The 12,411-nt window shown below is 70.9% G+C and carries 12 protein-coding genes; 5 read left to right on the forward strand and 7 right to left on the reverse strand.

Annotated elements, in window-relative coordinates:
• Positions 1 to 13 precede the first annotated feature (13 nt).
• Positions 14 to 625 carry a MerR family transcriptional regulator gene (locus tag FBY39_RS06835; protein ID WP_141931328.1) on the forward strand — a complete coding sequence of 204 codons (612 nt, stop codon included), beginning with the start codon at positions 14 to 16 and terminating at the stop codon, positions 623 to 625.
• 479 nt (positions 626 to 1,104) lie between these two features.
• Positions 1,105 to 2,589 carry a radical SAM domain-containing protein gene (locus FBY39_RS06840; RefSeq protein ID WP_186336930.1) on the forward strand — a complete coding sequence of 495 codons (1,485 nt, stop codon included), beginning with the start codon at positions 1,105 to 1,107 and terminating at the stop codon, positions 2,587 to 2,589.
• 134 nt (positions 2,590 to 2,723) lie between these two features.
• Here the strand turns inward: FBY39_RS06840 and FBY39_RS06845 are convergent, their stop codons facing one another.
• From FBY39_RS06845 to FBY39_RS06860, 4 genes are read right to left on the reverse strand one after another with little or no spacing between them, the layout of a single operon-like run.
• Positions 2,724 to 3,779: an ABC transporter ATP-binding protein gene (locus FBY39_RS06845; protein ID WP_141931329.1), complete on the reverse strand. Its 1,056-nt coding sequence runs from the start codon at positions 3,777 to 3,779 to the stop codon at positions 2,724 to 2,726.
• Complete coding sequence (locus FBY39_RS06850) at positions 3,776 to 4,648, reverse strand: ABC transporter permease (protein WP_141933971.1); 873 nt, start codon at positions 4,646 to 4,648, stop codon at positions 3,776 to 3,778. Before FBY39_RS06850 ends, FBY39_RS06845 begins: the two co-directional genes overlap by 4 nt.
• Positions 4,645 to 5,520, reverse strand: a complete 876-nt coding sequence (locus FBY39_RS06855; protein WP_141931330.1) for an ABC transporter permease — start codon at positions 5,518 to 5,520, stop codon at positions 4,645 to 4,647. The genes FBY39_RS06850 and FBY39_RS06855 overlap by 4 nt, the downstream gene beginning before the upstream one ends.
• Complete coding sequence (locus tag FBY39_RS06860) at positions 5,517 to 6,755, reverse strand: ABC transporter substrate-binding protein (RefSeq protein ID WP_222115669.1); 1,239 nt, start codon at positions 6,753 to 6,755, stop codon at positions 5,517 to 5,519. The genes FBY39_RS06855 and FBY39_RS06860 overlap by 4 nt, the downstream gene beginning before the upstream one ends.
• Positions 6,756 to 6,826: 71 nt before the next feature.
• Here FBY39_RS06860 and FBY39_RS06865 point away from each other — a divergent pair, with 71 nt between their 5' ends.
• Together FBY39_RS06865 and FBY39_RS06870 are read left to right on the forward strand one after the other, a co-directional pair.
• Entirely contained in the window at positions 6,827 to 7,525 is a 699-nt protein-coding gene (locus FBY39_RS06865; protein WP_160133015.1) for a TVP38/TMEM64 family protein, read from the forward strand.
• Entirely contained in the window at positions 7,518 to 8,159 is a 642-nt protein-coding gene (locus FBY39_RS06870) for a CDP-alcohol phosphatidyltransferase family protein (protein WP_141931333.1), read from the forward strand. Before FBY39_RS06865 ends, FBY39_RS06870 begins: the two co-directional genes overlap by 8 nt.
• 9 nt (positions 8,160 to 8,168) lie before the next feature.
• Here the strand turns inward: FBY39_RS06870 and FBY39_RS06875 are convergent, their stop codons facing one another.
• A complete protein-coding gene (locus FBY39_RS06875; protein ID WP_141931335.1) occupies positions 8,169 to 9,641 on the reverse strand; it encodes an NAD(P)/FAD-dependent oxidoreductase in 1,473 nt (490 codons plus the stop codon).
• A 37-nt stretch (positions 9,642 to 9,678) separates the two neighbouring features.
• On the opposite strand from FBY39_RS06875, the gene FBY39_RS06880 reads away from it, so the two are divergent.
• The gene (locus FBY39_RS06880) at positions 9,679 to 10,380 is read left to right on the forward strand and encodes a class I SAM-dependent methyltransferase (protein WP_141931336.1); all 702 of its coding nucleotides are present in this window, start codon (positions 9,679 to 9,681) and stop codon (positions 10,378 to 10,380) included.
• Positions 10,381 to 10,437: 57 nt separating this feature from the next.
• Here FBY39_RS06880 and FBY39_RS06885 read toward each other — a convergent pair whose 3' ends face one another.
• Both FBY39_RS06885 and FBY39_RS16835 read right to left on the reverse strand, forming a co-directional pair.
• The gene (locus tag FBY39_RS06885) at positions 10,438 to 11,274 is read right to left on the reverse strand and encodes an SDR family NAD(P)-dependent oxidoreductase (RefSeq protein ID WP_141931338.1); all 837 of its coding nucleotides are present in this window, start codon (positions 11,272 to 11,274) and stop codon (positions 10,438 to 10,440) included.
• Positions 11,271 to 12,290, reverse strand: a complete 1,020-nt coding sequence (locus FBY39_RS16835; RefSeq protein ID WP_222115670.1) for a LuxR C-terminal-related transcriptional regulator — start codon at positions 12,288 to 12,290, stop codon at positions 11,271 to 11,273. The genes FBY39_RS06885 and FBY39_RS16835 overlap by 4 nt, the downstream gene beginning before the upstream one ends.
• Positions 12,291 to 12,411 lie beyond the last annotated feature (121 nt).

The following is a 12,411-nucleotide window of genomic DNA, read 5'->3' on the forward strand; positions in this document are numbered from 1 at the left end:
AAGAGGTGAGTGGATGCGGATTTCGGAACTGTCGGCCGCGAGCAGTGTGCCGGTGGCGACCATCAAGTACTACCTGCGCGAGAGACTCCTTCCCGAGGGGCGGCGTTCCTCGGCGACGCAGGCGACGTACGGTGACGCCCACGTCGCGAGGCTCGGGGTGATCCGAGCTCTCGTCGACTCCGGGGTCGGGATCGCCGGGGTGCGCAAGGTGATCGCCGTCCTCGACGATCCGCCCGACGATCCGTACGAGATCCTGGGTGCCGCGAACGGCGCCGTCACGCCGGAGGCGCCCGACGACATCGACCTCGGCGCGGCGAGCGCTCTCATCGACAGGATGGGCGGCGATGCCGATGCGTGCTTTCCCGAGCAAGTCGCGGCGGTCGCCCACGCGCTGGCGACACTCGAGCGGGCCGGCTTCGTCGTTCCTCCCGACGTCATGACGGCCTACCTCAGGGGGCTCACGTCGATGGCGGATGCGGAGCTCGCCGCCACACCCATCGACTCGCCGGAGGAGTCGGTGCGCTACGTCGTGCTCGGCACGGTGCTCGTCGAGCCCCTCATCCTCGCCCTCCGTCGCGTCGCGGAGCAGATCGCCGCCGCCCGCCAATTCGGCGCCCGCCGCTGACCACGGCCCCGGGCTGCGGCATCCGGACCCGCCATCCCCGGGCGCACGCCCCCTCGGATCGGCGTGCGGGCTGAGTGGCTCCTGCGGGTTGCCGAGAAGACGCGAACTGCTGGCAACCGGCCGGAAATCGTGCAGTTCAGGTCTTCTCGGCGGATGGGTGCCGGGGTGGGCGGCCGCTGCGGGTTGACGCTGCGGGTTGCCGAGAAGACGCGAACTGCGCGTTGCTGGCCCAAGACGGGACAGTTCGGGTCTTCTCGGCGATGGGCGAGGGGCGATGGGCGAGGGGCGATCGGCGATAGGAGATGGGCTATGGGCGGTGCGCGGGGGGTTTACATGGGGCGTGCGGGGTGCCGCAAGCGGTTGCAGGCGGCGACGCCATCGGTTTTGATCGACGAACGATCCAATCCGATGGCGCGAGCCTGACGAACGAGACGTGAGAGCTCGCGCGCCGCGCGCGGCCACGGCGACGAGAGGGCACGATGGGCATCGCGACCACACTGCGGCGGTTCGAATTGGACACCCGACCTATCCATCCCGACACGAGGCGGGCGCTGGACCGGCGGTGGGCGGAGCTCCCCGAGCACGCGAAGACCCCGAACCAGCTGCTGGGACGCTGCGCCGTCGGATGCGAGGGGACGCACGGCGTCTTCCCCAAGTGCAACCTCACCTGCTCGCCCTGCTACCACTCGGCCGACGCCAACAAAGTGCGCATCGACGGCGACCACACGGTCGACAACGTCAAGACGCAGATGGCGCTCCTGCGCGAGATCCGCGGGCCCCGCGCACACGCGCAGCTCATCGGCGGTGAAGTGAGTCTCCTCTCCGCCGAGGACCACGCGCAGGCGCTCCTCGCGATGCGCGCCGTCGGCCGCGAGCCGATGTCGATGACCCACGGCGATTTCGACTACGACTACCTGCTCGACACGGTTCTCGACGCCGACGGTCGTCCGCGCTTCGACAAAGTGTCCTTCGCCGCCCACTTCGACTCGCTCATGCGTGGACGCCGCGGTGCTGTCCGTCCGCGCAACGAAGCCGAGCTCAATCCGTTCCGCGAGCGGTTCGGGCAGATGTTCGTCGACCTCAAGCGCGACCACGGCGTCAACAGCTACCTCGCGCACAACATGACGGTCACTCCGTCGAACGTCGACGAGGTCGAGCAGGTCACTCGGGACGTCCTGGAGATGCCGTTCGACATGATGTCTTTCCAGCCGGCGGCGTTCATCGGCGACGACCGGCGGTGGCGCGAAGACTTCGGCGAGGTGACGATCGACGCCGTCTGGGAGCGCATCGAAAAGGGCGTCGGGCAGAAGCTTCCATGGCAGGCGACGCAGTTCGGCGACCCGCGCTGCAACCGTTCGACAGTCGGCGTGCGGGTGGGCGGAACGTTCGCGCCTCTCCTCGATGCCGACGACCCGAAGGACATCGCGGCGCGCGACCGCTTCCTCGACCACTTCGGAGGGATGATCTTCGGCGATGTCCCCAAGGGGATCCTCGCCGTCAAGGTGCTGCGCGCGATCGCGGCGCACCCCGGTGACATCCCGCCCCTCATCGGTCTCGCGAGTCGCGTGCTGCGTCGTGCTGGGGGGCTCCGCCGCGTCGTCCGTGCCGCACGCCGTGGCAAGGTCTCGTTCAAGACGTTCGTGATCCATAACTTCATGGATGCCGAGCAGGTCGCACCCGCGTGGGACCTCATGGAGAAGGGCATCGTCGCCGAGGATCCGCTGCTGAAGGAGACGCAGGAGCGCCTCGGTGCGTGCATGTACGCGATGTCGCATCCCGAGGACGGCCGGCTCGTGCCGGCGTGCGTGCAGCACTCGGTGCTCGATCCGATCGAGAACGTCGAGCTCCGCCGCATCCTGCCGCTGCCGACCCCGCGGGACGGGATCGCGCCGCAGGTCGTCGCGCGTCCTTCGGGGCTGACGGCTGTCCGCTCGACGGGGTCGAAGGCTCCCGCCGCGACCTGAACGCGACCTCCGCGAGCTCCGCGAGCTCCGCGATACCCCGACCTCGACTCGCCGAGAAGACGCAAACTGCGCGAAATCGCCGCGGAGACGAGCGGTTGGGGTCTTCTCGGCGGGTTGGCGTGCGGGATTCCGCGTCAGCGCGCCACGACGTGGACCGCGGCGAGGGGGATCGCGACGGCGACGCGCTCTCCGGGCGTGCGGGGCAGGGTCGTCGACGTCTCGGCGTGAAGACGGATGCCGCCGCGGCAGCTCACCACGACGTCGGTGCGCGCCCCGGCGGAAGACACCGCCTCCACGACCCCCTCGACCCTGACGACGTCGGCCGCGAGGGGCGCATCGGCGTCGGCGAGCGAGAGATCCTCCTGGCGGACGACGAGGATACCGTCGCCCTGAGCGGTCCCGTCCGGAACGGGAAGGGCACCGAGTTCGCTGTGATGGATGCCGGTGCGCACCGTGCCCGCGACCTCATTGCGCCCACCCATGAGCTGAGCGACGCGCCGTGTGCGGGGCCGACGGTACGCATCGGCGACCGAGCTCTCGTGGAGGAGCACACCGTGCTCCATGAGGGCGATCCGGTCAGCGACCCGCGACGCCTCATCGCGATCGTGCGTCACGAGGACGATCGTCGGTGAGACTGCGCGCCGGACGGCGTCGAGGAGGTCGTGCATGTCGCCGCGCAACGCGGGATCGAGCGCGCTGAACGGCTCGTCCAGGAGCAGGACGGCGGGCTCAGCAGCCAGGGCGCGCGCGATCGCGACGCGCTGCTCCTGCCCGCCCGAGAGCTCACCCACGCGGCGGTCGCCGAACCCGCCCAGCTGGACCATCTCGAGGTAGGTGTCGGCCCGCCCGCGCGCGGCGCCCTTCGGCATCCCTGCGACGCGGTCGGCGAACGCGACGTTGTCCCGCACCGAGAGGTGGGGGAACAGCAGCGAGCGTTGGAAGACCATGCCGACGCCGCGTCTCTCGGCGACGATCCCGCCGACGTCGACGCCGCCGATGCGCACGTCGCCCGCGTCGGGGTCCTCGAGGCCTGCGACGACGCGGAGCAGCGTGCTCTTCCCCGATCCGCTGGGGCCGAGGACGGCGGTGCACGTGCCGGCGGCGACCGTCAGCGACAGGTCGTCGAGGGCGTGTGGTCCGCCGCCGGGAAAGCTCTTGGTCAGGCGGTTCAGGGCGAGTTCGGCGCTCACGCGATGACTCCATCTCGGGAAAGGCGACGGGATGCCGCGACGCGACGCTCACGCGTGACGGGAGGCCTGCGGCCCAGCGACAGGGTCGCGACGAGCAGCAGGATCGGGGGCACGATCGCCGAGAGGGACATGACCGCGACCGCCGCGTCGTTGCCGACGCCCGCGGCGGCACCCGCGACGACGAGCGGGAGGGTGACGATCTCACCGCCCCCGACGATGACGGTGACGATGTAATCGCTCCAGGCGACGAGGAACGCCAGAAACGCCGCGCGCGCGAGAGCGGGGGCGATCATCGGCAGCTGCACACGACGCAGCACGTGCCGGCGGGTCGCGCCGAGCAGCCGGGCTTCCTCCTCGTACGAGAGGTCGTAGGCGCCGTAGGCCGTGCGCATGACGAACGTCGTATAGGGCAGCGCGAGAACGACGAGGACGACGACGACCCCGACGACGGGCGGCACGTACGCGCGCAGGAGAACGACGTTGACGCCGAGCACGGCGGCGAAGGGCGGAAGGGCGATCGGAGCGAGCAGGAGCGCGGAGACGACGCGCGGGAAGGGGACCGACCCGTAGGTCAAGGCGCGCGCGGCGAGGGCCCCGAGCGGTGTCGCGATGAGTGCGACGACGAGACCGAGAAGTGCCGAGTGGGCGAAGGCGGGCAGCATCCCGAACCCGAGCGCCGACGCGACGCCATCCCACCCCCATGCGGTCGGAAGTGCCGACGGAAACGACCACGCGTCGGCGAAAGACCAGAGGACGAGGGGAAGGAAGGGGAGCGCGAACCACACGACGAGGAGGAGCGTCACCGCGACGCGCATGACGCGTCCGGCGCCGCGGGATCGCGACAGGGCTCCGCCGCTCGTGCCCGTCATCGCCACGCCGCCGTCCGTCGAAGCGTCGCGAACGCGAGACCCACGACGAGGAGCGCGATCGCCGATGTCACGACGGCGACGGCCGCTGCTTCGGGCCGCGAATCGAGCGACACCCCCTGGAAGAGCCGAACCGCCAGGACGGGGAGCGGCTCGGGGTACGTCCGCCCGAGCAGCCAGGCCACTTCGTACGACCCCAGCGCGTAGACGAAGCTGATGGCCCCCGAGATGACGATCGAGGGAGCCGTCAGCGGCAGGAGTACGTGCCGGAACCGTCGCCACCTCCCCGCGCCGAGGAGCGCCGCCGTCTCGTCGTAGGTGGCGACGCGCGTCGCGAGCGTTCCCGTCACGACGAGCGCGACGAAGGCGGACTCCTTCCAGGCGAACTCCGCGATGACCGCCGCCCACCACGGGCCGCCCACCAACGCGGGCCATGCCTCGGACGAGATGCCGAGGAGGCGCGGGAGGACGCCGGCATCCGCGAGCAGGAGTCCGATCGTCGCGGCCCCGATGAGGTGCGGAACCGTCACGGTCACCGCTCCGATCGCCCCCACGATCCGCCCCCCGAGTCGCCCGGAAACGATCACGATCGCGGCAGCCGTTCCCACGACGACGGCGATGAGCGTCGACGCCGCCGCGATCCAGAGCGAGACGCCGACCGCCGCGAGCAGATCGTCGGGATGCGCGGAGTAGGCGTCGAGGCTCGGTGTCGCAGGCCCGACGACCGGCAGGAGCCCGACGGACTGCAGAACCGCCGCCCCGAGTCCACCGCCCACGACGACCACCGTCACGAGCACGGCCGGAAGGACGAGCAGGACGCTCCGTCGACGCTCGGCTGTGTCTCCCGGACGGCGGGCGACGGGGGCGAAGCTCATCGCGTCAGGACGTTCGTGCGCCAGCCCTCGTCGAGTGCGGGCACCCATTCCGCCGACAGCTCGCCGTGCGCGTTGCGCGAGAGCACGTCGTATCCGGGCACGACGGGCGACTGCGGCAACTCATCGAAGAGCGCGCGATCTTCGGCATCCAGTCCCTCGATGTCGAGGACGGTGAACTGTCCCCACACGTCCGGATGGGCCTTCGCGACCTGCTGCTCGACGGAGAGGGCAACATTGGCGACGACCATCGCACCGGCCACCGCGTCGGAGTTCGCGGGAAGCCCCAGGAAGCTCGCGTTCCCCACCGTGCCGTCCTCGAGCGGAAGCACCGTCGTCCCGGGCGGGTAGGTGCCGTCGGCGACGAGGTCGGTCAGCGTCGCGGGACCGTACGTCATCATGAGGTCGATCTGCCGATCGGCGAAGAGCTGGCCGAGCTCGGCCTCGTTGGCGGGGTACGTGTCGCCGCCGCGCCACAGACTCGGGGCGAGGGCCGCAAGCCGGTCGTAGAGCGCGGGCGTCAGCTCGTCGAAGGCGTCGTCGGAGTAGGCCGCGGGCACCTCGTCGGCGCCGCCCGAGACGCTCGCGAGCACTTCGCGCACGAACACCGATCCCGTGAAGTCGGGCGGGGCCGGATAGGTGAAGCGGCCCGGGTTCTCCTCAGCCCACTCGAGCACGCCCTCGAGGGTCGTTGGGGGGTCGGGGATCGCGTCGGCGTTGTAGGCGAGCGTGAACTGCGCCTTGTGCCACGGGGCCTCGCATCCGTCCACGGGCGTCCCGAAGTCGGATTCGAGGAGCGGATCGTCGGAGTCGGTGTTCGCCATCTCGGGGAGGACGTCCGTCCATCCGCAGAGCCACGCGTCGGCTTCGCGTCCCGTCCGGAAGTTGTCGCCGTTGACCCAGATGAGATCGACCGTGCCGTCGGCGCGACCGGCCTGCAGCTCGGTGAAGACGCGGTTGAGTGCGTCGCGCGTGTCGGTGACGGGAACCCGCTCGAGTGTCACGCCGAACTCGGCGACAGCGGGTGCGAGCACGTCGTCGACGTACGCGTTCCCCTGATCGTCGCCGCCGTACATCCACAGCTGGACGGTCTGTCCCTCCGCGTCGTCGATGACGGCGTTCCAGTTGTCGTACGACACCGGATTCGTTGCGGGCGAGGAGCACCCGGCCAGTACGAGGAGCGGAAGCGCGAGTCCGGCGGACAGGGCGCGCAGGGGTCGGGGGCGGATGCTGCTCACGGAACTCCTCTGGGGCAGGCGATCCGTCTGGAACGCGCTGGACTAGGGTATGGGAGACCGGAGGGGATGCCGTGGAGCTTGACAACCCGGACCCGCAACCGGTCCTGACGAAGACCTCGGCGATCACTCGCCTCGTCCTTCTCCTTCTTTTCGTCGCCCTCGCCGCAGCGGTTGGGTTTTTTCTCGCGCCGTCCGATGTCGACGCGATCAGGGCATGGGCAGCCGACATCGGCTGGGGCGGTGCCGTGCTCTTCTTGTTCGGGTACGCCGCGCTCACCCTGACCCCCGTGCCGAAGAACCTCCTGGGGATTGCCGCGGGTGTCGTGTGGGGCTTCGGCATCGCGCTCGTGCTCGTCTACGTGGGAGCCCTCATCGGCGCGGCCGCGTCGTTCGTCATCGGTCGCCTGCTGGGACGCGAAGCCGTCGAGCGCCTCACGGGCGCGCGCATCGCCCGCCTCGACGATCTCCTCGCCCGTCGTGGCTTCCTCGCTGTGCTGGGCGTCCGGCTCGTCCCGGTCATCCCGTTCACGCTCATCAACTACGGCGCCGGGCTCACCTCGGTGCGCACGCGCGACTACGCGCTCGGGACGGCGATCGGCATCCTGCCCGGATCTGCCGCCTACGTCGCGCTCGGCGCGTTCGGTTTCGAGTTCGGGCCGCCCTTCTGGATCGCGCTCACGGTGCTCGGAGTTCTGGCGCTCGCGGGTGTCGTGGCCGCCGCCGTGCTGCAGCGGCGCAAGCGCGTCGACGAAGCAGGCGCGGATGCTTGACCGGTCGCTCCGCGCTGTTCTCGCCCGCCCGCTCGAGGCCGTCGCAGGGGCCCTCGACCGGCCCGGGATCACTCCCGACGGGCTGACTCTCACGGGCCTCGTCCTCGGTCTCGGGTCTGCCGTCGCCGCCGCCTTCCAGCTGTGGTGGGTCGCGCTCGCCCTGTGGCTCGTGTCGCGGATCGCGGACGGGCTCGACGGCACGCTCGCCCGCCGTCGACGGGCCGCCGAGGTCGCGGCGGGGCGCGCCGCTCCCGCATCCCACGCCGGCGGGTTCCTCGACATCACGGCCGACTTCGTCGTCTACGGAGCGACCGTCCTCGGTGTCGCGATCGGCGCGACGGCGGAATTCTCGGCACCCTGGTGGCCGTTCCTCGTCGTGCTGCTGGCCTACTACATCAACGGCACGGCGTTCCTGGCGTTCTCGTCGATCGCCGAGCGGTCGGGCCGCACGATCGACGATGGGCGCTCTCTGTCGTTCCTCGGCAGAATCGCCGAGGGCACCGAAACGATCGCGGTGCACGCCCTCTGGCTCATCCTGCCGTTCTGGGCGTGGCAGATCGCGATCGTGTGGGCGGCCTTCGTCGGCGTCAGTGCGCTGCAGCGCATCGTCGCGGGATACCGCGCGCTGCGCTGAGGCCGTCGCTCACCCCCATCGGCGGTGCACGGCCGCGAGCAGACGGATCGCGGCGCCCACGATGCCCGTCCGAAGACCCCGCTGTGCCTCTTTCACGACGGCGTTCCACCCCGCGTCGGAGTAGGTCGGGTAGGCGTGCGTCGTCGTTGCGAGTCGGCGGACGTCGAGTCCCGCCCGGACAGCCGTCGTGTACTCGGCGAGCGACTCGCCCGCTCTCGGGCCGATGATGCTGGCGCCCGTCACACGACCTCGGCGGTCCACGACGATGCTCGTGCGGCCGGCGGTGTCTGACTCGCTGATCGCACGGTCGACGTGCGCATGATCCTGGACGAGGACGCGCATGCCGAGGGCGTGCGCATCGCCCGGCGCGACACCGACGGCGCCGACCTCGGGTGATGTGAACGTCACGCGTGGGACGACGTCGAGGTCGGCCTTGCGCGAAAGGCCCAGCACGGCGTTCGTGGCAGCCGTGCTCCCGAACACCCCCGCCGTATGGGTGAAGCGCGGGAGCGGCGTGACGTCGCCGGCGGCCCGGACATGCGGATTGGACGTGCGGAGGGCGGCATCCACGGCGACGGATCCGCCATCGTCGAGACGGATGCCGGCCGAATCGAGCCCGAGGTCGGCCGACGCCACTCGGCGGCCGAGAGCAGCCAGCATCCGATCGAAGCCGACCTCGCTCCCGTCGGACAGGCGCGCGACCCCGCCGGAGGCCGCGGGCTCGAACGCGTCGGCGGTCGCGTTCAGCCGCACGTCGACGCCGTCGGCTCGGAGGGCCGTGAGGACGAGGGCGCTCGCCGCGGGCTCCTCTTTCGGCAGGAGGCGCGGGCCCCGGTGGACGAGCGTGACGGCACTGCCGAGGCGCGCCATCGCCTGCGCGAGTTCGCAGCCGATCGCTCCGCCGCCGAGCACGAGGAACCGCGCAGGAAGGTCTTCCAGCTCCCAGAAGGTCTCGTTCGTGAGGATCTCCACCGCGCCCGCCCCCGGCACGTCGGGCAGCACGGGTGAGCTCCCCGTCGCGAGGACGGCATCCCGGAACCGGATGCGGCCGCCGTCCACGACGAGCGACCGTTCGCCGTCGAAGCGCGCGCGACCCGCGAGGGTGTGGATGCCGTCACGCGTGAGGGCGTCGGGCGAGTCGACCGGCTCGATCGTGCGGATCGCTTCGCGGACGTGCGCCATGACGGCGGAGAAGTCGACGGTGACGTCGTCGACGTGGACGCCCACGCGACCGCTCGTGCGCGCCGTGTGCGCCGCGTGGGCTGCCGCGATGAGGGCCTTCGAGGGGACGCAACCGGTGTGCAGGCACTCGCCGCCGAACCGGCCCGACTCGATCAGGAGAACCCGCGCGCCCAGCACGGCGGCGCTGCGTGCCGCGACGAGTCCGGCGCTCCCGGCGCCGATCACGACGAGGTCCCACGTCGTGGCGGCGGCTTCCCGCGCCGTGAGTGTGCGTCCGGGGCGGCGATGCGAAGCGGTCATGCCGGAAGCCTAGAGTGGTCCGGGGACGGGGGGCCGGATGGCGACGCTGCTGAAGCGCTATGGCGCGGGCGCGCGGTGGTACGACGTCCTGTCGGGGGAGCGCTGGATCTACGGCGCCGGACGCGCAGCGGGCATGGATCTCCTGGCTCCTCAGCGCGACGAGGTCGTCGTCGATCTCGGGTGCGGAACCGGCTTGAACTTCCCGGCCCTCGCGGACGCCGTGGGCCCCGAGGGACTCGTGGTGGGTATCGACCGCAGCGGCGACATGCTCGCGATGGCCGAGCGCCGCATCGACGCTCACGGATGGCGGGACCGCGTACGGCTTGTGACGGCGGATGCCGCGACGCTGGATCCCGCGCTGGTCGGCGACGTCATCGCGGCCGAACGCGGACGCAGGCACGCCGACGCGCTCCTCACGACCTACGCCCTCAGCGTCATCGACGAGCGCGAGGAGGCGTGGCGGCGCGCCCGCTCGCTCCTGCGCATCGGCGGGCGCGCGTGCGTCGTCGACATGCAGCCGCCGACAGGACGCTGGCGGATCCTCTCGCCGCTCGCACGGCTCGCGTGCGCCGCGGGCGGCTCCGACATCCGCTCGCGCGCGTGGCGACTCGTCGAGCAGGATGCTGCACCGGGCAGCATCCGACGGACCGAGCGCAAAGGCGGCCACATCGTCGCGCTAGCGGGAGTGTTGTCGCCCGGCCCGCGAGAAGACCCGAACTGCGAGATTTCGGCTCCCTAGCGTGCGGTTTGAGTCTTCTCGCGGGTCGGAGCCCGACACGGCGCGGACGCCGAGGGATTACGCGAGGTCGACGAGCTCGGCGCTGCGCTGCCACAGCGCTTCGGCGAGGGCGGCGTCGGTCGCCTGCGGATTGATCTTGTCGGTCCGCTTCTTCCGGTCGTAGTACTCGCCCGAGATCCACGTGGCATCCGGCGTGCCCTCGATGAACCACACGAGATTCTCGCCGCCCTTGTCGGTGCCGATGAGGAAGATCTTGCCGAGGAAGCCCCGGTAGACGACGCGCATGCGGCTCGTCGTATCGGCGGCGAAGTTCGTCCGCACGGTTCCCGGGTGGAACGCGACCGACGAGATCCCTTCCGCGTGGAACTTGGCGTGCAGGCTCTTCGTGAAGAGGATGTTCGCGAGCTTGGCGTCTCCGTAGGCCTTGTTGGCGCTGAACGCGCGGTGGTTGTCGAGGTCGTCGAGCGAGAGGTGCGCGAAGAGCCGGTTCGCGACGCTCGACGTGTTGATGATCGCCGCGCGAGCTCGGCAAAGCTCCGGCATGAGGAGGTTCGTCAGCAGGAAGGGGGCGAGGTGGTTGACCTGGAACGTCTTCTCGTAGCCGTCGAAGGTCGGGGTCCGGTCGCCGAAGATCCCGCCCGCGTTGTTGGCGAGCACGTGGATGCCGTCGGGTCCGGCTGCATCCCGCAGCTGCTCCGCGAGCGCGCGCACGTCGTCGAGGCGCGCGAAGTCCGCGACGAAGGGCTCCGCACCGGTGTCGCGCGCGACCGTCTCGGTCTTCGTCCGGTCGCGCCCGACGACGAGAAGCCGGTGCCCGGCCGGTGCGAGTTGCCGGGCGGCCGCCGCTCCGATCCCGTCGGAGGCGCCCGTGATGACGATGGTCTTCGGGGTCATGGTCTCTCCTGGGTGTCGCGGAGCTGCGCTCCGTAGACGGCGGCCTGTGTTCGGCGTTCCATGCCCATCTTGCGAAGGAGCGCGGTGACGTTGTTCTTGACGGTCTTCTCGCTGAGGAACAGTCGCTCGGCGATCTGTCGATTCGACATCCCGTCGGCGATCAAGAGCAGCACGTCCCGTTCGCGGGGCGTGAGTTCTTCGAAGAGCCCGGGGTCGGCGGCATCCGGAGTCGACGCACCGGCGGCTTCGTCGACGAGTTCGCTCAGACGCTCGATGTCGTCGGCATCGAGGGATGCCGCGTCTTCGGGCCGCACGACGACGACGGCCGTCCCCGGCTCTCCCGAGGGGAGCACGAGCGCCTCGCCCGAACCGGGGACGCGCGTCAGGACGTTGCGCGGAACGACGGTGACGTCGCCCGCGCGGACAGCCGTCGTGAGGGGATGGTCGGCCGGGAGCCGCTGCAGGGGGACGGTGCTCGGGGCGTCGAAGACGAGCGACCGGTCGACGTCGACGCGCGCCCGAACGGCGAACTCGGCGCGGGCGAGATCGGGCAGCGCTCCGAGGAGAATGCCGATCGCGTCGTCCGGCGAGGCGGCGGCGCGGACATCGGCTTTCGCCTGGGCCCAGCGCTCGCGCTGGCGCGTGGCCTCGTACGTGCGCGCCTTGTCCAGGGCGATCCCCGCCGTCGCGGCGAGAGCGTGGAGCAGCTCGATGTCGTCGTCGCTCCAGTGCCCGGCGGGCGGGCCGGTGACCGCCAGGTGCGCGAAGACTTCGCCTCGCACCGACAGGGGGACGTCGACGGTCTCTCCCGCGGGATCGGAGGAGGTGGGGTGGGAGCTGCGTGCCTCGATCGGAGGGCCCGGATCGCCCTGGACGCGGGCGGAGGCGGAGGCGGCACCCGTGAGCTCGAGTGCCGACGCCGTGAGTCGTGTCAGCACCGACCGCACGTGGAGGTGCCCCACGACGGCGGCATTCACCTTCAGGAGGCGGCGCAGCCTCACCTCGATGTCGGCCATCGCCGTCTGCCACCTCTCGAAAAGCCTCCGGACAGTCTACGAGGGGCCGGGACCAGCGCTGCACGAGGGCTCTTCCATGTGGTCAGACCACATGGAAGGATGGAGGCAGGGAGAGCGTCCT

It is taken from the genome of Microbacterium sp. SLBN-146, from assembly GCF_006715145.1.
GTDB lineage: Bacteria > Actinomycetota > Actinomycetes > Actinomycetales > Microbacteriaceae > Microbacterium.